The organism is Phreatobacter sp. AB_2022a, from assembly GCF_026847585.1.
Lineage (GTDB): Bacteria > Pseudomonadota > Alphaproteobacteria > Rhizobiales > Phreatobacteraceae > Phreatobacter.
Map to the genome: position 1 here is coordinate 1 of NZ_JAPSET010000072.1, position 19,938 is coordinate 19,938.

Annotated in this window: 15 protein-coding genes and 1 pseudogene; 9 read left to right on the forward strand and 7 right to left on the reverse strand. The window is 68.6% G+C overall.

The genetic code is table 11. From position 1 onward, the window contains the following. On the forward strand, nucleotides 1-656 hold a 656-nt coding region (locus tag OZ671_RS29855; protein ID WP_268864087.1), incomplete at its 5' end, for an SDR family NAD(P)-dependent oxidoreductase. Between the two features lie 40 nt (nucleotides 657-696). Here the strand turns inward: OZ671_RS29855 and OZ671_RS29860 are convergent. Continuing rightward, entirely contained in the window at nucleotides 697-1,674 is a 978-nt protein-coding gene (locus OZ671_RS29860; RefSeq protein ID WP_268864088.1) for an AraC family transcriptional regulator, read from the reverse strand. 349 nt (nucleotides 1,675-2,023) lie between these two features. Between OZ671_RS29860 and OZ671_RS29865 the strand changes: the two genes are divergently transcribed. Then, nucleotides 2,024-2,848, forward strand: coding sequence for an outer membrane protein (locus tag OZ671_RS29865; protein ID WP_268864089.1), 825 nt, complete (start codon nucleotides 2,024-2,026; stop codon nucleotides 2,846-2,848). Between the two features lie 298 nt (nucleotides 2,849-3,146). Here the strand turns inward: OZ671_RS29865 and OZ671_RS29870 are convergent, their stop codons facing one another. After that, nucleotides 3,147-4,592: a porin gene (locus OZ671_RS29870; protein WP_268864090.1), complete on the reverse strand. Its 1,446-nt coding sequence runs from the start codon at nucleotides 4,590-4,592 to the stop codon at nucleotides 3,147-3,149. 888 nt (nucleotides 4,593-5,480) lie between these two features. Between OZ671_RS29870 and OZ671_RS29875 the strand changes: the two genes are divergently transcribed. Further along, complete coding sequence (locus OZ671_RS29875; RefSeq protein ID WP_268864091.1) at nucleotides 5,481-6,527, forward strand: SRPBCC family protein; 1,047 nt, start codon at nucleotides 5,481-5,483, stop codon at nucleotides 6,525-6,527. Between the two features lie 144 nt (nucleotides 6,528-6,671). Here OZ671_RS29875 and OZ671_RS29880 read toward each other — a convergent pair whose 3' ends face one another. Beyond that, entirely contained in the window at nucleotides 6,672-8,123 is a 1,452-nt protein-coding gene (locus OZ671_RS29880) for a porin (protein ID WP_268864092.1), read from the reverse strand. Between the two features lie 511 nt (nucleotides 8,124-8,634). Between OZ671_RS29880 and OZ671_RS29885 the strand changes: the two genes are divergently transcribed. After that, on the forward strand, nucleotides 8,635-9,564 hold the full coding sequence (locus OZ671_RS29885) for a cation diffusion facilitator family transporter (protein ID WP_268864093.1): 930 nt from the start codon (nucleotides 8,635-8,637) through the stop codon (nucleotides 9,562-9,564). Between the two features lie 54 nt (nucleotides 9,565-9,618). On the opposite strand, the pseudogene OZ671_RS29890 reads toward OZ671_RS29885, so the two are convergent. After that, nucleotides 9,619-10,271: pseudogene (locus OZ671_RS29890) on the reverse strand (dihydrofolate reductase family protein). A 186-nt stretch (nucleotides 10,272-10,457) separates the two neighbouring features. On the opposite strand from OZ671_RS29890, the gene OZ671_RS29895 reads away from it, so the two are divergent. Further along, the gene (locus OZ671_RS29895; RefSeq protein ID WP_268864094.1) at nucleotides 10,458-11,690 is read left to right on the forward strand and encodes an MFS transporter; all 1,233 of its coding nucleotides are present in this window, start codon (nucleotides 10,458-10,460) and stop codon (nucleotides 11,688-11,690) included. A 14-nt stretch (nucleotides 11,691-11,704) separates the two neighbouring features. On the opposite strand, the gene OZ671_RS29900 is transcribed toward OZ671_RS29895, so the two are convergent. Then, nucleotides 11,705-12,742 (reverse strand): aldo/keto reductase, encoded by a 1,038-nt coding sequence (locus OZ671_RS29900; RefSeq protein ID WP_268864095.1) that lies wholly within the window; start codon nucleotides 12,740-12,742, stop codon nucleotides 11,705-11,707. A gap of 123 nt (nucleotides 12,743-12,865) precedes the next feature. After that, complete coding sequence (locus OZ671_RS29905) at nucleotides 12,866-13,255, reverse strand: glyoxalase (protein WP_268864096.1); 390 nt, start codon at nucleotides 13,253-13,255, stop codon at nucleotides 12,866-12,868. A 165-nt stretch (nucleotides 13,256-13,420) separates the two neighbouring features. Here OZ671_RS29905 and OZ671_RS29910 point away from each other — a divergent pair, with 165 nt between their 5' ends. Continuing rightward, complete coding sequence (locus tag OZ671_RS29910) at nucleotides 13,421-14,311, forward strand: LysR family transcriptional regulator (RefSeq protein ID WP_268864097.1); 891 nt, start codon at nucleotides 13,421-13,423, stop codon at nucleotides 14,309-14,311. A gap of 42 nt (nucleotides 14,312-14,353) precedes the next feature. Here the strand turns inward: OZ671_RS29910 and OZ671_RS29915 are convergent, their stop codons facing one another. Next, entirely contained in the window at nucleotides 14,354-15,001 is a 648-nt protein-coding gene (locus OZ671_RS29915) for a GntR family transcriptional regulator (RefSeq protein ID WP_268864098.1), read from the reverse strand. A 199-nt stretch (nucleotides 15,002-15,200) separates the two neighbouring features. Between OZ671_RS29915 and OZ671_RS29920 the strand changes: the two genes are divergently transcribed. The 3 genes from OZ671_RS29920 (at nucleotide 15,201) to OZ671_RS29930 (ending at nucleotide 19,616) form a co-directional block, all read left to right on the forward strand. Next, entirely contained in the window at nucleotides 15,201-16,595 is a 1,395-nt protein-coding gene (locus OZ671_RS29920) for an SLC13 family permease (RefSeq protein ID WP_268864099.1), read from the forward strand. A gap of 56 nt (nucleotides 16,596-16,651) precedes the next feature. Beyond that, nucleotides 16,652-18,025, forward strand: a complete 1,374-nt coding sequence (locus OZ671_RS29925; RefSeq protein WP_268864101.1) for a malonyl-CoA decarboxylase — start codon at nucleotides 16,652-16,654, stop codon at nucleotides 18,023-18,025. A 61-nt stretch (nucleotides 18,026-18,086) separates the two neighbouring features. Next, a complete protein-coding gene (locus tag OZ671_RS29930; protein WP_268864100.1) occupies nucleotides 18,087-19,616 on the forward strand; it encodes a malonate--CoA ligase in 1,530 nt (509 codons plus the stop codon). Nucleotides 19,617-19,938: the final 322 nt, after the last annotated feature.

Sequence of the window (19,938 nt, forward strand, 5' to 3'; positions counted from 1 at the left end):
GCGACCGGGACGAGGCGCGGCTGAGCGAGGCCGCCGGCACGCTGCCAGCCGCGACGTTTCCCGTCGTCGGCGATATCGGCACGGAGGCGGGCGTCGACGATCTCGTCGCCCGGGCCATCGCCGCGGCGGGCCGCATCGACATCCTCGTCAACAATGCCGGCATCGCCGAGCCGATCGTGCGCAGCATCGACCAGGACGTCGCCGTCTGGCAGCGGGTGATGGACATCAATCTGCGCGGCACGCTGCTGATGAGCCGCGCCATCGGCCGCCATCTTCTCGGACGCAAGGCGGACGGCGCGATCGTCAATATCGCCTCAATCGCCGGCCTCGTCGGCATACCCAGTTCCAACGGCTACGGCGTCTCCAAGGCGGCGATCGCCCACCTCACCCGCACCATGGCCTGCGAATGGGCAGGCCGCGGCATCCGGGTCAATTGCGTCGCGCCCGGCTATATCGCGGCGCCGATGGCCTTCGAAATGTTCGCCGACAGCAGGGTCGACCGGCGCAGCATCGAGGCGCGCGCGCCGATGCGCCGTCTCGGCCGGCCGGACGAGATCGCCGCGGCGGTCGCCTTCCTCGCCTCCTCCGCCGCCTCCTACATTACCGGCGTGGTCCTGCCGGTCGACGGCGGCTGGTGCGCCTATGGCGGGCCGTGACGGCGGACGCGGAGGCTGCGAAATCCAGACCGCCTGAACGCTAGCGCGGCACCGCGCGCCGGCAGTCGCTCGGCGACATGCCGTAGCGGCGGCGGAAGCGCTGGTTGAAATAGGACACTTCGCTGAAGCCGCAGGCGAGCGCGATCTCGCTGATCTTGAGCCGGTCGCCAGCCTCGCTCGACAGGATCCGCCAGGCCTGCCGAAGGCGGCGTTCCAAAAGGTGCTCGGTGAAGCTGAGACCGGTCTCCTGCAGAAGGTCCTGGATGTAGCGCGTGGACAGGCCGACCCGGCGCGCGACGAGATCGGCCGAAAAGCCGGGATGGCTGAAGCCGCGGTCGATCTCGGCCATGATGTCGCTGATCCGGGCGGCCCTGAGGCCACGCGTCGCGGCAAGCCGGGCGGCATCGCCGCGGGCGCCCAGAACCAGCGCGGTGAGGTCGACCAGCGTCCGGCCGATATGGGCGTCGAGCTCGGCGTCGGGCGGGCCGGCCGGCAGCGCCAGAACGTTTTCGATCGTGCGGCGCAGATGCCCGACGGCCGGGCGGAGGGGATCGATCGGCCGCGCGACGAGGTCCTCCGGCGCGCCGACCAGCGTCGCGAGGCGATCCCGTGCGATGGTCAGCGTCGTCCAGGCGAAGGCCACGTCGGAATGCATGTCGGCGGGCAGGCCATTGGCGCCGAGAAAGACGCCGCCCTGGTCGAGTTGAGCCTCGCGCCCCGCCTGGTGGACCTGGAGCCGACCGGCGCCGCGATGGAAGACGAGGCAGAGATCGTCGTCCGGCCCCCGCGAAATGGCACTCCGCGACCGCTTCACGCGCCCGAAGGAGCCGGCAAAATGAGTGACCTGGACGCCCTCGACGACGGCCGAGTGCAGCAGCGCGGAGAACGGCCGGTCCTCGAACCGGGTAATGTCGACACAACAGGTCTGAGCTTCCAGCGCCTCGTACCAGAGGGCAAATCGGCCGGCATCGTCCAGTGACGGGCCGAGATCGTCGGAGTGGAAGCGTTCCTGTTGCATTGGCGCCCCGAATTGCTTGGCGGCCGTCACGCTACCAAGTGTTGTACAGTCGCGCCACTGCACGTTCCGCAACGGCGATCCTGCGGCTGAGTCCGTTAACGTCTTCAAACTGTTGCGGCAAAGCAACAGAACGCGGCGCTCTAACGCCAGCGCGCTGCAGCACAAATCGGGTGCGTCCGAGAACAAGACCCGGGCCACAACCTTCAGCATGGTGATCGCAGGACCAATGCGCGTGCCGCGGGACGACTGACGACGTTCCGGCGCGCGCAGACGGTTCATCGCACCGCGCCGCCGGCAATGGCGGCACGAGGATCAGTCTTCCTTCCGGGGAACATGTGGGAACGTTGACATGAAGAAGCTTCTACTCGGGTCGGTTTGTGGTTTGGGGCTCGCGGCAGGCCCGGCGCTTGCGGCCGACCTCGGCGTGCCCGTGCGGGCTGCGCCGGTGGCGGTCGTCGTTCCAGGCTTCTCCTGGACCGGCTTCTATGTCGGCGCCAATGCCGGCTATGGCGGCGGCAAGTTCGACTATCCGTTCAACGCCTTCCAGCGGCAGCTGCAGGCCGAGGCGCCGGCGATCGAAAGCCGGCTCGACGGCAGGCTCGGCCTGACCTCCGGCGGCTTCATCCTCGGCGGCCAGCTCGGTTACCTCTACCAGTTCGACAACCGGCTGGTGGCCGGTGTCGAGGCCGACTTCCAGTGGTCCGGCATCGAAGGCCGCCTGTCGGGCACCGGCACGCTGACCGGCACCGGCACGCTGCCTGGCACCTTCAGCCTCGATGCCGGCTCGCAGGTCCGCTGGTTCGGCACGCTGCGCGCCCGCCTCGGTTACGCCTGGGATCGCGCCCTCCTCTACGCCACCGGCGGTCTCGCCTATGGCCAGGTCAGGAGCCATGCCGATATCAGCGCCGCCAATGGCGGCACGCCGATCCCGGGACTGACCGGCGGCGTCGCCACCAGCCACACGCGCTGGGGCTGGACGGTCGGCGCGGGCCTCGAATACGCGCTGACCCAGAACTGGTCGTTCAAGACCGAATATCTCTATGTCGACCTCGGCACGTCGAACGTGCTGTCGAGCGCGGTGGACGATCCCGGCAACGGCTTCTCAGCGGGCGCGAGCATGAAGGTCACGACCCGGTTCCACACCGTGCGGGCCGGCATCAACTATCGCTTTTGAGCGCAGGCGAGCGCTTCCTGGCCGCGCTTCGGCGCGGCCTTTTTTTTTGAGCGAATGGCGCGTGGCGAATAGCGGCCAGGGAGCGCAGATGCGACGGACGTCGCGCGCATCCCCATTCGCCATTCGCCGCTCGCCATTCGCCCAGTGGGTCGGCCGGCACCCGTTTCAGGACGCCCGGAGGCCGGCCGACACCAAGGGAACGCTGCCGCCCAGGCGGGCACTCCTGTGAGATGGCGGAGCGTTCATGCGCCCCGGCGGCGCCTGGCCGCCGGGAACCCGACAGGTCACGTCCGCAGGATCAGAAGTTGCGCTGGACGCGGATGGTGGCGGTCCAGATGCCGTCCTGGCCCTTGAACGTATTGCTCGGCGTGATGACCGCCGGCAGGCCGTTCTGCTGGCGCGCCGTCTCGTTGTGGTAGATGACCTCGACGCCGAGATCGAGGTTGCGCACCGGCGACCAGATCGTGTTGACGCCGACGTTCCAGTATTTCACGTCCCAGAGGCTGCTGAGCGCCGGCTGGTCGATGCTCGTATAGGCGCCGAACACCGACGAGCGCAGGGCCGGGGTCCAGAAGTGGCGGAAGCCGGCGGCGAGCGACCAGGCCTTGGTGGTCTGGATGGCGCCGCCGATGACCGCCGCATCGCGCAGCTGGGTGTTGAGCGAGTTCGTCGCGGCGAGATTCGCCGCGCCCGAAATGGTCTGGCGGTCGCCACCCTGGTTGGCGGTGCCGAAGGCGTAGTCGAGGGCACCGTCGGCATAGACGCCCTGCAACCAGAGCACGTCGCCACGGGCGAGCATGTCGAGGTTGAGGCGGAGACCGGCACCGACGGCCCAGCCCATCTTGTCGCCGGCCTTGGCGGTCGGGACATTGACGGCGCCGGCATAGCCGAAGTCACGCAGCTGGTGCAGCGCACCCATCACCTGCACCGAACCCCAGCCCTGGTCGACGCGCAGGTTGGCGACGATGTCCGGGATCTGCTGGCCGGCATAGGTCATGCCGCCGGCGCCCGACAGCGGACGCTGCAGCGAGGACGACATGATCGTGCCGGCAGGGGTGACCGTGCCGTACCACGAATCGCCGTTGCTGTAGCGGCGGTACATGGAATCTTCGAGCGAGACGGTCGCCGAGAAGCCCGAGCCGAAAGCCGCAGTATAGGCCAGCACGGTGGTCGAGCGAGCGGTCGCGGCATAGTTGCCGGAGAGCTGCACGTCGCCCTGGTAGAAGTTGAAGAACGAGGCCGAGAAGCCCGCCGTGATGCCGGCGAACTGGATGAAGGCGCGCTCGACGCTGATCACCGAAGCGCGCGGCGACTGGCCGGTGCCGGAGTTCACGAGGCCCTGCGAGGAGAACGAGCCGTTCCAGGCTCCGCGCACGGCCGAGAACTGGCCGAAGGCGCGCAGCAGGCCGTATTCGGTATTGGAGCGGGCGTCGACATTCAGCGTCAGACGCGCCGACGTCGAATAGTAGCCGTCATAGAGCGTCGCGCCGAGGATCTGCGTGCCGGGGATGCTGGCATTGTTGTTGGTGCGGTTGCCCGGCGTGGTGTTCAGATAGTAGTCGGCGCGCACGAAGCCGCCGATGCGCAGGCACGTGTCGGTGCCCGGAATGAAAAAGAAGCCGGCACCATAGGTGTCGCAGACGCGGACATATTCGGCCGGAGCCGCCTTGCCCGGCAGATCGGCCGCGGCGGCACCGCCGGCCGATACGAGAGCGGCAGCACCGCCCAGAAGGAAACGTTTCATCGAATTCATAACCTCTACCTCCTGTCCGGCTTGTGTTCTTGCCCGCGGATCCGGGATCGCCCGCCGGTCTGGCCGCCGAAGGCCCGATCAGGGCGCAGGCAAGCGGCCGGCTGTCCGGCGGCGTCGCCGGATCGGCACGGAACGGATCGTCCAGGATGGTGGTCGCAGGCATTTCTGGGCGCCGGACAGTTGTCGCCCGGCGCGCACTGGACAGTATATTGCGCCGCAACAACAGCGCTTTTTCAGCTTCCTCGCGCCGCGATCATCTGTTGATGAACCAACGTGTCCGAACAGAAACAATCCGCAACATGTGCATACCGTTCGTCATATTCCGCCACAATTTGATAAAAGCTTCACAATACTATTTAGCCAGGAAAACAAAACTCGACTGCGTTTCGAAGCGGCGGCGGAGCGCAGGTGATCGCCGATTGCCGAACGCGCCGGGCCGGCAGCGAGCCTGCGCGGCAAGGGCGTTTCCTGCCTGTGGCCGGGCGAAGACCACCGCCGTCTCGGACCCGCCGACAAGGTGCATGCCGCCGATACTTGGCGCCCGCCGCCCGCCACAGCGGAGGTAATCGTTACGGGCGGACTGCCCTGACTGCCCGGCCCACTTTCATTCGTCCGTACAAAAGAGCGCGAGATGCAACAAAAGGTCGCACCTCACAAACTGTTGTAATGCCAGGGCGGCTGGGTCAATGCACTGTCATGTTGGATGAATATTGGGAGCTCGATCGATCAATCCTTATCGAGCCGCATGATTTATCGAACAATGCAATTCCATCATTTCGTATCGTCGTTCCGATATCGTTTTTCCGCATGTTCTGCCGAGCCGCATGAAACCGGCCTCGCGCGCGCGCCCGGGCCGGCGCCGGCCGGCGGATCCATCCGATGAGCCCGCGTCAGGATCGGGCGCGGCGCGACGCCGCGATCGTCGAGGCCGCCCGCGCCGGCATGGCCGTCACCGCCCTGGCCGAACGGCATGGATTGTCGACGAGCCACATCTACGCGCTGCTGAAGCGCACCGGCGTCGCGCTCGGCCCCAACCGCCTCGATGCGGAAGCCCGCGACATGGCGGTGGTCGAAGCCATGACCCGCGGCGAGCCCGCACCGACGGTCGCCGCCCGGTTCGGCCTCGCCCGCACCTATATCTACCAGGTGCTGCAGCGTCACGGCGTGTCGCTGCGCAACATCCAGTCGCAGGAGAAGGGCGGACGCGACGAGACCATCGCCGAAGCGGTGCGCAACGGCGCGAGCGTCGCCGCGGTCGCGGCCGAGTACGGCCTCAGCAAACGGCGTGTCTACGACCTCCTCAAGGCCCACGCGGTCGGCGTGCGGCCATGGCGGCCGCGGCTGAAGCCGGCCGATATCGCGATGCCCTTCGCCGGACCGGACGGGCAGGCGGCCGCCGGCCTGGAGGCCGCGGGCGACGTGATGCCGGGCGGTCCCGCTGTCGCGCCCGCGGACATGGCGAAGGCTGCCGAGCCGGGGACCGCCGGCGAGACGCATTTCACACTCGCCCGCGAATTCGAGGCCCAGCGCCGGTCGGTGTTCCGCGCCTGGACCGAAGCCGACCAGCTGGCGCGCTGGATGGTGCCGGAACAGCATCTGCTGCAGTTCGAAAGCTACGAATGCCGGACGTCCGGCGGCTATCGCGGCCGGATGTCGACGGGCGACGGCCCGGGCTTCTGGATCCGGGGCACGTTCCGCACCATCCTGCCGCCGGCGAGCCTCGTCTTCACCATGGCGCGCGAGACCGAGGACGGGCGGGTCGAATCGATGGGCCAGCGCATCGTCACGCTCGCCGAAGCCGGCCGCTTCACGCAGCTGAAGCTGCAGATGCCGCTGTCGGTCGTGCTCAGGACGCGCGGCACGATTGCCAGGGACTGGGAACAGAGGCTCGACCGGCTCTCGGCCTATCTCGAAACGGCTGCCTGAGCGGGACGCGATGGTCGGGGGCGGCGCCTGCACGGCCCGTCCCGAGGCGGCCGGCTCCGCGCACGGATCGCCCTTCATGCGGGTCATGAAACGACTCGGCCCGGCGGATCGCTCCGCCGGGCCGCTGTCACGCGGAGGGTCGCGTCAGAAGTTGCGCTGGACGCGGATGGTCGCGGTCCAGATGCCTTCCTGGTTGCGCACCGAATTGCTCGGACCGACCACCGGCAGGGCGCCGTTCTGCTGGCGCGCCTGCATGTTGTGGTAGATGACCTCGACACCGAGATCGAGGTTGCGCACCGGCGACCAGATCGTGTTGACGCCGACGTTCCAGTACTTCACGTCGAGCAGCGAGCTGCGCACCGGCTGGTCGATGTTGGTATAGGCGCCGAACACTGACGAGCGCAGGGCCGGGGTCCAGAAGTGGCGGAAGCCGGCGGCGAGCGACCAGGCCTTGGTGGTCTGGATGGCGCCGCCGATGACCGCCGCATCGCGCAGCTGGGCGGTCAGCGAGTTGGTGGCGGAAAGGTTGGCCGCGCCGTAGATGGCCGGGCGGTCGCCACCCTGGTTGGCGGTGCCGAAGGCGTAGTCGAGGGCACCGTCGGCATAGACGCCCTGGAGCCAGAGCACGTCGCCGCGGGCGAGCATGTCGAGGTTGAGGCGGAGACCGGCACCGACGGCCCAGCCCATCTTGTCGCCGGCCTTGGCGGTCGGGACATTGACGGCGCCGGCATAGCCGAAGTCGCGCAGCTGGTGCAGCGCACCCATCACCTGGGCGGCGCCCCAGCCCTGGTCGACGCGCAGGTTGGCGACGATGTCCGGGATCTGCTGGCCGGCATAGGTCATGCCGCCGGCGCCCGACAGCGGACGCTGCAGCGACGACGACATGATCGTGCCCGCCGGGCCGGCGGTGCCGTACCACGAATCGCCGTTGCTGTAGCGGCGGTACATGGAATCTTCGAGCGAGACCGTGCCCGAGAAGCCCGAGCCGAAGGTCGCGGTATAGGCGAGCACGGTGGTGGTGCGCGCCGTCGCCGCGAGATTGCCGGCGAACTGGACGTCGCCCTGGTAGAAGTTGAAGAACGAGGCCGAGAAGCCCGCCGTGACGCCGGCGAACTGGATGAAGGCGCGCTCGACATTGATGGCGGAGGCGCGCGGCGACTGGCCCGCGCCCGAGGTGACGAGGCCCGCCGAGGAGAACGAGCCGCTCCAGGCGCCGCGATAGGCCGAGAACTGGCCGAAGGCGCGCAGCATGCCGTATTCGGTGTTCGAGCGCGCGTCGACATTCAGCGTCAGGCGGATCGAGGTCGAATAGTTGCCGTCATAATAGTTGGTGCCGAGCACCTGGGCGCCGGGGACGCTGGTATTGTTCGGACGGTCGCCCGGCGTCGTGTTCAGCGAGAAGTCGGCGCGGACGAAACCGCCGATGCGCAGGCACGTGTCGGTGCCCGGAATGAAGAAGAAGCCGGCGCCGTAGGTGTCGCAGACGCGGACATATTCAGCCGGCGCCGCCTTGCCCGGCAGGTCGGCGGCCTGAGCGCCACCCACCGCGAGCAGGACGGCAGCGCCGCCCAGAAGCGAATTTTTCATCAATGTCATGACCTTAACCTCTTGCCCGATTTGTATCTTTCTCCCGTCCCGCAGCACGTTGCGTCCGTGTCCAAAAACATCGGGCCGCGGCGGGACGCGGCCGAACGGCAGCGGTCCGGCGCGACGGCCAGATCAACGGGAAGCGGACGTTCCGGCTTTCGGTTCGCGGCACGTGGACGGGCGCCGAACAACGATCGCCCGAGCCCAAAGGACATGAGATGGCGGCCGATTGACACTGCTATTTCGCCGTTTCGCCCGGCCGCCGCGGCGTTTGGCCGGGGCTGTGTTGCGGCTGAAACAGGCCGTCACGTTTTGAATTCTGTCTGCTGTCTCTTGCAATAAATCTGTCGCATCCGGCACCTATTGGATCGACCTTTTTGCCTGGGCGATCCGGCCTGGGACTCAGCCTGGCCGGCGCTCGAATCGGCCGCGTCATGCTCCTTTTTCGGCCGTCGGAACCATTGCATGGTCGGCCGGCCCGCCCTTCAATCCGGTTGCACGGCCAAGAGCGAGGAGCGGCATGGCAAAGACGGAACAGGGCGTCCTGCGTATTTCGATCGCGGTTACCGTGCTGCTTGCAGGGGTCGGAATTCTGTTCGGCCTGCTATCGGGCTCGTTCGCGATCGTCTTCGACGGCGTCTACATGCTGACCGACGCGATCATGACGATCGTCGCGCTGCTGGTCTCGAACCTGATCGCCGCCTCGACCGCCAGCGGCCCGGCGCGGACCAAGCTCGTCAAGCATTTCACCATGGGGTTCTGGCATCTCGAGCCGATGGTGCTCGGCCTCAACGGCATCCTGCTCACGGGCGCCGCGATCTACGCGCTGATCAACGCCGTCGGCAGCCTGATGACGGGCGGCCGGCCGCTCGCCTTCGACCATGCCATCGTCTATGCGGCGCTGACCCTTGCCGCCACCATCGGCATGGCGCTGTTCGCCCGCAACGCCAACCGGACGATCCGGTCGGATTTCGTCGCGCTCGACGCCAAGTCGTGGATCATGTCGGCAGCGCTGAGCGCCGCCCTGCTCATCGCCTTCGTCTTCGGCTATCTGATCCAGGGCACCGGACTCGCCTGGCTGTCGGCCTATATCGATCCGGCCGTGCTCGCGATCGTCTGTCTGGTGATCATTCCCGTGCCGGCCGGCACGATCCGGCAGGCGCTGGCCGACATCCTTCTGGTGACGCCGGCCGACCTGAAGCAGCATGTCGACACGGTGGCCGCCGAGATCGTCAAGCGCCACGGCTTCCTGTCCTACCGGGCCTATGTCGCAAGGGTCGGGCGCGGCCGGCAGATCGAACTCTATTTCCTGGTGCCGACCGACTGGCCGCCGAAACGGCTCGAGGAGTGGGACCGGATCCGCGACGAGGTAGGCGAAGCGATCGGCGACGATACGCCGGATCGCTGGCTGACCATCGCCTTCACCACCGATCCGGAATGGGCGGATTGAATTGGCGATGGCGGTCGCCGGCGCGGCGCGCCGCCGATGCGGGGTGCCAGGCCATCACGCGCCGGCCTGTGTCGCCAGCACGATATGCATGGCGTGCCCGGTCATGACGCGTTCGGTCACCGAAAAACCGAGGCCCGGCAGGTCGAGGCCCGGAAGCAGCGCTTCGCCCCGGCCGATCGCAATGGGCGCGACGGCCAGATGCATCGCGTCGACGAGGCCGGCCTCGATATATTGCCGCACCGTGGAGACGCCGTCGCCGATCTTGACGTCCAGGCCGCCGGCCGCCGCCCTGGCCTGATCCAGCGGCGCCGCGATGCCTTCGGTGACGAAATGGACGGTGGTGCCGCCCGCCATGACGATCGGGTCGCGGGCGTGATGGGTCAGGACGAAGGTCGGCGCGTGATAGGGCGGGTTGTCGCCCACCAGCCCCTCCAGCTCCCGCTAGGCCATGGACCGCGGATCGGCCCGAACATGTTGCGGTCGAGGACGAAGGCACCGAAGCCCGTCATCGACCGGCGGGCATAGCTGTCGTCGCCATCGGCCGAGCCCGTGCCGTCGCCGAACATTGCAGGGAAGGTGCGGGTGCCGACCAGCCATTCGTGCAATTGCTCGCCGCGCCCGCCCAGCGGATCCGTGAGGCTCTGCCCGGGGCCTGCGCCGAATCCGTCGGCGGACAGCGAAAACCCGGATACGCGGATCTTGGTCATCACCGGCCTCCGAACTGCTTGTCCTTTGCAACTCGTACGGTCACCCCTTAACCGATATTGAATTGCAAGCGGCTCGTGCGTCCTCGGAGCGCGGCGGGCGGGTGCGACGATCGACGCGTTGCATGCGGTCCGGATGCCGTAGCACCCTCTCATGCTGGACAGGCCGGCCATGCCACGCAGGATCCCATGCCCCCACAGCCCGACACCGTGCAGAGTTCCTATCGAGACCTGATGCAGGTGCCGGGTCTGGCAGCCCTCATGCTCGCGGCAACCTTCTCCAGGCTGGCGGCCCGCATGTTCAGCCTCACCCTGGTCCTGTTCGTGCTGGCGCGGTTCTCCTCGCCCGCCCTCGCCGGCTGGCTGACCTTCGCCGCCGTCGCCCCGGGGCTCGTCGTCAGCCCGGTCGCGGGAGCGCTGCTCGACCGGGTCGGGCCGACCAGGGCGGTCAGGATCGACATGATGGCGAGCGCCGCCTTCATCGCGGCGGTGAGCCTGTGCGGCTGGGTCGGCTGGGCGACGCCGCCCGTGCTGTTCGCTCTCGTCATCCTTTATTCGCTGACCGGGCCGCTCGGAGCGGCGGGCACCCGCACCGTGCTGCCGCGGCTGACCCCGCCGCACGCGCGCGACCGTGCCAATGCGCTCGATACCGCCTGCTATGCCGTGGTCGACGTCCTCGGGCCGGCGCTGGCGGGGCTGGTCGTCGCCGGGTTCGGGCCGGAAGTCGCGCTGTCGCTGATCGCACTCGCCTATGCCGCCGCCGCCCTCTGCCTTGCGCGGGTTCCCGATCTGCCGGGCCTTGCCGCGCCGGGATCGTCGTTTCTCGGCCAGACCGTCGAGGGCATCCGCATCGTGATGCGGCAGCCTACGCTGCGCGGCCTCGCCATTTCCTATTCGCTCTATCAGATCACCATGGGGGCGCTCGTCGTGGTGGTGCCGGTCTTCGTCGTCGAGCACTACGCCATGGCGGCGGCGAGTTCCGTAACCGGTCTCCTGTGGGCCGCCATGGGGGTTGCCGGCGGCGTCGGCGCGCTCGCCGCAGGCCATCTCAGCACCTCCGGCCGGGAGCGTCCGGTCATGGCCATCGGCATGATCGTCACGGCACTGGCCGCCTGGCCGGTGGCGGCGGAATTCGGCTTCGGCGGGCTCGCCGTCGGGCTGATGCTCGCCGGCCTCGTCGCCGGGCCGATCGACGTCGCCCTGCTGACGCTGCGCCAGCGGCGCACCGATCCGAGCCAGCTCGGCCGCGTCATGTCGATTTCCATGAGCCTCAACGTGGCCGGCTTCCCCCTGGGCTCGGCCCTCGCCGGCATGGTGATCACCAATTCCATGGCGGCCACCTTCGTGATGGCGGGCGTCGCGTCTTTCGTCGCCGCCATCGCGACGGCGTCGATCCCCCGCGATACGCCCGCCACGGCGTGAGCGGGCTGGCCACGTCAGCCCGCCAGCGGCGGATCGAGCCGCGCGAAACCCTCCTGCCGCCGATAGGGAAAATGCGGATAGGGCGCGGTCACCGCGCTCGCCCGATCGAGGCTTGCGACCTGTTCGGCGGAAAGGCTCCAGCCGACGGCGCCGAGATTCTGGCGCAGCTGCTCCTCGTTGCGCGCCCCGATGATCACCGAGGAGACGGTCGGGCGCTGCAGCAGCCAGTTGAGCGCGACCTGCGGCACCGTCCGGCCGGTCTCGGCGGCGACGGCGTCGAGCGCGTCGACGACACGGAACAGATGCTCGTCCTCCACCGGCGGCCCGAAAGCGGCGGTCTCGTGCAGCCGGCTGCCCGCCGGCGGCGGCGCGCCGCGGCGGATCCGGCCGGTCAGACGGCCCCAGCCGAGCGGGCTCCACACCATGGCGCCGACGCCCTGGTCGGCGCCGAGCGGCATGAGATCCCATTCATAGTCGCGACCGACGAGGGAATAGTAGACCTGATGGGCGACATAGCGCGGCCAGCCGTGCCGCTCGGCCGCGGCGAGCGACTTCATGATCTGCCAGCCGGCGAAATTCGAGGCCCCGACATAACGGAGCTTGCCGGCCCGGACGAGGTCGTCGAGCGTCGAAAGGACCTCCTCCACCGGGGTCGCGGCATCGAAGGCGTGCAGCTGCAGCAGATCGATATGGTCGGTGCCGAGGCGGCGCAGCGCATCCTCGACCGCGCGGACGAGACGGAAGCGCGAGGTGCCGGCATCGTTCGGCCCCTCGCCCATCGGCAGGCCGGTCTTGGTGGAGATGAGCACGCGGTCGCGGCGGCCCTTGATCGCGGCGCCCAGCACCGCCTCCGAGGCGCCGGCGGAATAGACGTCGGCCGTGTCGAACAGTGTCACGCCGGCGTCGAGGCAGATGTCGACGAGCCGGCGCGCCTCGGCGGCATCGGTTTGCCCCCAGGCACCGAACAGCGGGCCGGTGCCGCCGAACGTGCCGGCGCCGAAGCTGAGGACCGGTACCTTCAGGCCGGCGCGGCCGAGCAAGCGATAGTCCATGGCGAAATCCTCTCGGGTTGGGGCCGGCGCGACGCAGCGGCCGCCGCCGTGCCGGCGGAACGGTTGGATGCGATAGGGCAGGGAGCCGGCGAGCCTGGCCGGCTGCGACGGAAACCGCGCCGGTCAGAGGTCGTCGCGCCCGGGTGCCGGCTCCACAAAGACCGCTTCGAGCAGGGGGCCACCCGGCGCCCGGAAGAACAGCCGCCTTTCGCCGCGGTCGGCGAGATCCACCCTCTGGTAGCGGATGGCGAGCCGGTCCAGCCTTGCCCGGAAATCGGCATGGCCGGCCATCCGCAAGCCGACATGGTCGACGGCCTCCGGCGCGCGATCGAAACCATGTCCATGCGCGCCGATGACATGCACGATCGGTGCATCGCCGGCATGGAGCCAGCAGCCGGGAATGCGCTGGACGAGCTGCGGCCGGTCGCCGGGCTTCAGGTCGAAGACCCGCATGAAGAAATCGCGGGCCGCCGCGATGTCGCGGGTCCGGACGGGAACGTGGTCGAGCTGCATGGGTGGTCTCCCTGGCCCGGCATCTAGGACCTTGCGCCTGTCCCGGAGAATTGGCTACCAATCGAATTGATAATTCGAAATTGCCGAAGAATGACCCATAGCCGTCGGCGCGGAAGGGGCGCCGCGGATCGGTCACCTCACCACGCGCTCCTCACCGACAACCCCATGCTCCTGGACAATCTCGCCCTGTTCCTGCGCATCGTCGAACGCGGCGGCCTGGCCGCGGCCGGCCGCGACGTCGGCCTTTCGCCGGCCACCGTCTCCGAACGGCTGCAAGCGCTCGAAGCTCATTACGGCGCCGCGCTCATGACGCGCACGACCCGCGCCATCAGTCTGACCGACGAAGGCCGCCTGCTGGTCGCCGGCGCCCGGCGGCTGCTCGCCGAGGCCGAGGAGCTCGAAGCCGGCATCCGCCATGGCACCGAGATGATCTCCGGCCCGATCCGCCTGACGGCGACCCAGGATCTCGGGCGCCGCTGCGTCGTGCCGATCATCGACGCCTTCCTCGCCGAGCATCCGGCGGTGACGATCGATCTTCATCTCGCAGACGGCTATGTCGACCTGGTCGGCCAGGGCTTCGATATCGCGATCCGCCACGGCGTGCTCGCCGACAGTTCGCTGCGCGCCCGTTCGCTCGGGCCGAACCGGCGGGTCGTCTGCGCCGCGCCGGCCTATCTGAAGGCCCACGGCACGCCGCGGCACCCGCAGGACCTCGCCACCCATGACTGCATCCTCATGCGGTTCGGGCAGAACCTCGATGCCGAATGGCGCTTCCGTATCGACGGCAGGATGGAGCGCGTCATGGTGCGCGGCCGCCGCGTCGCCAATGACGGCGGGCTCGTCCGCCATTGGTGTCTCGCAGGCCATGGCATCGCGTTCAAGTCGATCCGCGACGTCGATGCCGATCTCGCCTCCGGCGCGCTGGTCGAGCTGCTGAAGGACTATTCCGCCGGCGAGACCGGCCTGCAGATCGTCTATCCCGCCAGCGCGGTGCAGCCGCGGCGCGTGCGCCTGCTGATCGAGCGGATCGCCGCCGCCTTCGCGGCCGCAGGCTGAGCCTGTGCCGCCGGCCACCGCGACCGGTCGCCGCGGCCGGTGTCAGGCCTGGCGATCGAAGGAGGCGATGAAATCGGCGAGCCGGTCGCCCTGGATCAGGATGTGCTCCCGCAGCGCCCGGTCGGCCGCCTCGCTGTCGCCGGCCCGAATGGCATCGACAATGAGCTGATGTTCGGCGAGGGAGGTCGCGACCCTGGCCCGGGCGCGCAGCTGGAGCCGCCGATAGGGCTTGAGGCGGGTGTGCAGCTGCCGGGCCTGTTCGACGAGAAAGGCGTTGCGGCAGGCGTCATAGATCGTCAGGTGGAAGCGCTCGTTGGCGTAATAATAGGCGTCCGGATCCTCCTGCGAGGCCTCCCGGACGCAATCCTCGTGCGCCTTGTCCAGCTCGCGCTGTTCGGCTTCGGTGATCCTGCGGGCCGCCAGCGCGCCGCACATGCCCTCGAGCGCCGCCATCACCTCGAACCGCTCGATCACGTCCTTGAAGCTCAGGGCGGCGACGAAGGCGCCGCGCCGCGGCTGAAGGTCCACCAGCCCGGTCGAGGCGAGCTGCATGATGGCTTCGCGGACCGGTGTCCGCGACACGCCGAAGCGTGCCGCCAGGCTCTGCTCGTCGAGCCGTTCCGCGGGCCTGAACCTGCCCGTCACGATCTCGTCTTCGAGAATGTCCCTCAGGTTCTGCGCGCGTCTCATGCCGTCTTCCCGCCGGGTCCATTTAAGGCCCGGCCTTGTGATCCGCCAAGGAAATTTTTGTATACAAGAATATTGACTCTGCATTTTTGAAGTGAAATACATAATGCACAATGAGAGGGGCAATCCTGCCCGGCCCCTCCGCCGCGCCCATGCGGCCGCCGCAACATGCAGGACGGAAACGAACCGAGGAACGCTCGCGATGTCGTCGCAGATGCTGTCGATCTATGGGCTCGCGCTCATGTTCGTGATTGCCACGATCCTGCCGATCAACATGGGCGTCCTGGCCTTCGTCGGGGCGTTCCTGGTCGGAACCCTGGTTGCGGGCATGACCGCCAACCAGATCATCGCCGGCTTTCCCGGCGGCCTGTTCCTGACCCTGGTCGGGATCACCTTCCTCTTCGCCATCGCGCAGAACAACGGCACCATCGACTGGCTCGTCCGCCTCGCCGTCAGGGCAGTCGGCGGCCGCATCGCGGCGATTCCCTGGATCATGTTCGGCGTTTCGGCCCTGCTCACCTCGGTCGGCGCGGTCAGCCCCGGCGCCGTCGCGATCATCGCGCCGATCGCCCTCGGCTTCGCCTTCAGGTACAAGATCAACCCGCTGCTCATGGGCCTGATGGTTGTCCATGGCGCGCAGGCCGGCGGCTTCTCGCCGATCAGCATCTATGGCGGCATCACCAACCGGATCGTCGCGCAGGCCGGCCTGCCGCTCAACGAGATCGTCACCTTCCTCGCCAGCCTCGGCGTCAACTTCGCCGTCTCCGTGCTCCTGTTCTTCGCGCTCGGCGGGCGCGCCCTGCTGTCGACCCGGGCCGCGCCGCCGGCCGGCGCGATCACGCCCCAGAGCCTTGGAGCGCAGCCGCTCGCGGCGGCGGCGGTCGACCGGCAGCCGGCTGATTCGCTCGCCTATGGCGATGCCGAATCCGAGGCCCTCACCGAAGAACGGCGCCTCGCCCGAGGCGTCGCGGAACATGACGGAAGCCGCAGCAGCATCCCGGACGCACCGCACTGGTACCGCGTCCTGACCGTTGCCGGTCTCGTCCTGCTCGCCGTGCTCACCCTCGCCTACAATCTGGACATCGGCTTCGTCGCGATCAGCATCGGGCTGGCGCTGTCGCTGGTCGCGCCGAACCTGCAGAAACATGCGATGGGCCAGGTCTCCTGGCCCGAGATCATGCTCATCACGGGCGTCAGCACCTATGTGGTGGTGCTCGAGAAGATGGGCACCATCGCCTTTGTCGGCGACAGCGTCGCGACCATCGCCTCGCCCATGCTCGCGGCCCTGCTGCTCTGCTTCATCGGCGCGGTCGTGTCCGCCTTCGCCTCCTCGACCGCCGTCCTCGGCTCGCTCATTCCGCTCGCCGTGCCCTTCCTCCAGTCGGGCACGGGCGTCAGCGCGGTCGGCTTCGTGGCGGCGATGGCGGTGGCGTCGACGATCGTCGACGTCAGCCCCTTCTCCACCAATGGCGCGCTGGTCCTCGCCAATGCCCGCGGCGTCGACCGCGAGGCCTTCTTCCGCAAGCTGATGATCTACGGCGCCGGCATCACGCTGATCATGCCGGTCGTCGTCTGGTTCCTGTTCGTCGTTCTGTGAATGCGTTCCTTCGCCGGCAAGATCTGAGGAGGCGACACGTGAGACTGCCCCGCTCCATGCCCGGGCTCGAGGCCGCGCCATCCTTCCTGAGCGACCTCATCGACACGCTGACGGAGCGCGGCCGGTCGCTGCTCCGCCAGAGAGAGGCGCGCCATGCGCCGCAGAGCGCGCTTCCCGATCTCGGCGAACAGCTCCTGTCGCGGCGTGGCGAGGCCTCGGGCGTCGCCCTCGCGCAGGCGTTGCTGGCCGGCTACGCGGCGGCCGACGAAGCCGGGCGCGTCGGCTTCCTCTCCGCCCTGGCGGACCGCTTCGGGCCCGACCGGCGCCGCGCCGACAAGGCGATTGCGGCGCTCCAGGGCGATGACCCGTCGGGCGCCCTGGAAGACCTGCACGCCGCCTCCGAGCCGCGCCGGCAGGAGCTGATCCGGCGCCTCAATCTCGCACCCGGCGGCACCGCCGCTCTCGTGCGGATGCGCGAGGAACTGCTCGGCCATCTTGGCGCCCATCCGCAGCTGAAGCGTGTCGATGCCGATTTCAGCCATCTCTTCTCGTCCTGGTTCAACAGGGGGTTCCTGGTGTTGCGGCCGATCGACTGGACCACCCCTGCCAACATCCTGGAGAAGATCATCCGCTACGAGGCGGTGCATGCGATCCAGAACTGGAACGACCTGCGCAACCGGCTCGAGCCGGAGGACCGCCGCTGCTACGGCTTCTTCCATCCGCGCCTTGCCGATGAACCGCTGATCTTCGTGGAGATCGCGCTCACCCGCGCCATTCCGGGCGCGATCGGGCCGCTGCTCGACCTGACGCGCCAGCCGACGCCGGCCTCGGAGACGACCACCGCGGTGTTCTATTCGATCTCCAACACGCAGAAGGGCCTCGGCGGCGTCTCCTTCGGCAATTTCCTGATCAAACAGGTGGTGGAGAACCTGAAGCGCGAGCTGCCGGCGCTCAAGACCTTCGTCACGCTGTCGCCGGTCCCCGGCTTTGCCGGCTGGCTGGCCCGCGAGCGCAAGGCCGAGACCTCGGCCTGGCTCGACGCGCCGACGCGCGCGGCGCTGACGGCCCTGGACGAGCCCGGCTGGCACGCCGATCCCGTCAAGGCCGAACAGGTCCGGGGGCCGCTCTTGCGGGCCGCGGCCCACTATTTCCTGCAGGCCAGGGACCCGAAGGGCCGGGCGATCGACCCGGTCGCCCGCTTCCATCTCGGCAACGGCGCGCGCCTGGAGCAGCTCAACATCCTCGGCGACCTCTCGCCCAAGGGCCTGAAGCAGTCGCATGGCCTGATGGTGAACTATCTCTACGCACCCGAGGAGATCGAGGCGAACCACGAGGCCTTTGTCGAGAAAGGCACGGTCGCCGCCTCGGCGGCGGTGCGCAAGGCCCTGCGCAGCGACCCGCCGAGCCGCGACCGGATGCCGGCGCCATGACCGCCCGATCGCATCACGCCAGCGCATTCCACCACCATCGCCCCTTGGGGAGGCCGCCCGCATGACCGCGAACCTGTTCGACCGCCTGGAGCGCGCGATCGCCGATCCGACCAGGGCGGCGATCGCCACGACCGCCGGCAATGTCCTGACCTATGCCGGCCTCCTCGCGCAGGCCGGCCGCCTCGCCAATGTTCTGGCCGCCCGCGGCGTGAAGCCCGGTGACCGGGTCGCGGTGCAGGTCGAGAAGTCCATTCCGGCCATGATCCTCTATCTCGCGACCGTGCGCGCCGGGGGCGTCTATCTGCCACTCAACACCGCCTATACGCTCGCCGAGCTCGACTATTTCATCGGCGATGCCGAGCCCTCGCTGATCGTCTGCGATCCGGCCCGGCGGGACGGCGTCGCCGCCATCGCCGCGAAGATCGGCGCGGGCGTGGAGACCTTGGACGCGCAGGGCGGCGGATCGCTCACCGAGGCCGCGCGCCTCGCACCGGAGAGCTTCCCGACGGTGCCGCGGGCCGGCGACGATCTCGCCGCGATCCTCTACACGTCAGGCACGACCGGCCGTTCCAAGGGCGCGATGCTGACGCACGACAATCTCGTGTCCAACGCGCTCACCCTGCGCGAAGCCTGGCGCTTCGGTCCGGACGACGTGCTCATCCACGCCTTGCCGATCTACCATACGCACGGCCTCTTCGTGGCCTGCAACGTGACGCTGTTCTCCGGCGGGTCGATGATCTTCCTGCCGAAATTCGATGCCGGCGAGATCCTCGCGCTGATGCCGCGGGCAACCGTGCTGATGGGTGTCCCGACCTTCTATGTCCGCCTCCTCCAGAATGCCGGCCTCGACCGCCAGACGGCGGCCGGCATGCGGCTCTTCGTATCGGGCTCGGCACCGCTGCTGGCCGAGACCCATCGTGAATGGAGGGCCCGCACCGGCCACGCCATCCTCGAGCGCTACGGCATGACCGAGACGAACATGAACACCTCCAACCCCTATGACGGAGAAAGGGTACCCGGCGCCGTCGGCCTGCCGCTGCCTGGCATCGCCGTGCGGATCACCGATCCCGAGACGGCGCGGCCGCTCGGGCGCAATGACATCGGCATGATCGAGGTGAAGGGGCCGAACGTCTTCAAGGGCTACTGGCGCATGCCGGACAAGACCGCGGCGGAGTTCCGCCCCGACGGTTTCTTCATCACCGGCGACCTCGGCAAGATCGACGACGACGGCTATGTGCACATTGTCGGGCGCGGCAAGGACCTCGTCATCACCGGCGGCTTCAACGTCTACCCGAAGGAGATCGAGGACCAGATCGACGCCATTCCCGGCGTCGTCGAATCAGCCGTCATCGGCGTGCCGCATGCCGATTTCGGCGAGGGCGTCACCGCCGTCGTCGTCCGGTCGGGCGAGGGCGCGCCGGACGAGGCCGCGATCCTCGCCGCGCTCGACGGACGCCTTGCCAAGTTCAAGCTGCCGAAACGGGTGCTGTTTCTCGACGAACTGCCGCGCAACACCATGGGCAAGGTCCAGAAGAACCTGCTCCGCGACAGGTTCGCGACGCTCTATGCGAGACCGGACCGGGCGTCCTGACGGCACGACCGGCGGCCAATGCATGTTCCGGCCGCGGGAACGGCATGAGCCGCCGTGCCCTACCGGATGCCACTTGGCGCCCCATATCACGGCAATAAGGAAACGCTCAGGGATCAGCCTCACCCATTGCCGGAGCTGTTCCTTGATGATCTCTCTTCTCTCCCGCTCGCTGATCGGCGAAAGCATGGCCGCCGCACGCGCCTTGCGGCGACGGCTTGCCGATCGCGCCGGCCGGTCGCCGGCGCCGACCCTGCTGGCCGCCCGCCTGCAGGAGGCGGAACATCTGCTCGCCGGCCAGGTGCCGCCTGACGACCGCGCCGAG

Excerpts from the sequence above, each read along its gene's own strand:
- OZ671_RS29865 (WP_268864089.1), top strand. The coding sequence starts at position 2,024 with ATGAAGAAGCTTCTACTCGGGTCGGTTTGTGGTTTGGGGCTCGCGGCA.
- OZ671_RS29875 (WP_268864091.1), top strand. The coding sequence starts at position 5,481 with ATGAGCCCGCGTCAGGATCGGGCGCGGCGCGACGCCGCGATCGTCGAG.
- OZ671_RS29870 (WP_268864090.1), bottom strand. The coding sequence starts at position 4,592 with ATGAAACGTTTCCTTCTGGGCGGTGCTGCCGCTCTCGTATCGGCCGGC.
- OZ671_RS29880 (WP_268864092.1), bottom strand. The coding sequence starts at position 8,123 with ATGACATTGATGAAAAATTCGCTTCTGGGCGGCGCTGCCGTCCTGCTC.
- OZ671_RS29885 (WP_268864093.1), top strand. The coding sequence starts at position 8,635 with ATGGCAAAGACGGAACAGGGCGTCCTGCGTATTTCGATCGCGGTTACC.
- OZ671_RS29930 (WP_268864100.1), top strand. The coding sequence starts at position 18,087 with ATGACCGCGAACCTGTTCGACCGCCTGGAGCGCGCGATCGCCGATCCG.
- OZ671_RS29910 (WP_268864097.1), top strand. The coding sequence starts at position 13,421 with ATGCTCCTGGACAATCTCGCCCTGTTCCTGCGCATCGTCGAACGCGGC.
- OZ671_RS29895 (WP_268864094.1), top strand. The coding sequence starts at position 10,458 with ATGCCCCCACAGCCCGACACCGTGCAGAGTTCCTATCGAGACCTGATG.
- OZ671_RS29915 (WP_268864098.1), bottom strand. The coding sequence starts at position 15,001 with ATGAGACGCGCGCAGAACCTGAGGGACATTCTCGAAGACGAGATCGTG.
- OZ671_RS29905 (WP_268864096.1), bottom strand. The coding sequence starts at position 13,255 with ATGCAGCTCGACCACGTTCCCGTCCGGACCCGCGACATCGCGGCGGCC.
- OZ671_RS29925 (WP_268864101.1), top strand. The coding sequence starts at position 16,652 with ATGCCCGGGCTCGAGGCCGCGCCATCCTTCCTGAGCGACCTCATCGAC.
- OZ671_RS29920 (WP_268864099.1), top strand. The coding sequence starts at position 15,201 with ATGTCGTCGCAGATGCTGTCGATCTATGGGCTCGCGCTCATGTTCGTG.
- OZ671_RS29900 (WP_268864095.1), bottom strand. The coding sequence starts at position 12,742 with ATGGACTATCGCTTGCTCGGCCGCGCCGGCCTGAAGGTACCGGTCCTC.
- OZ671_RS29860 (WP_268864088.1), bottom strand. The coding sequence starts at position 1,674 with ATGCAACAGGAACGCTTCCACTCCGACGATCTCGGCCCGTCACTGGAC.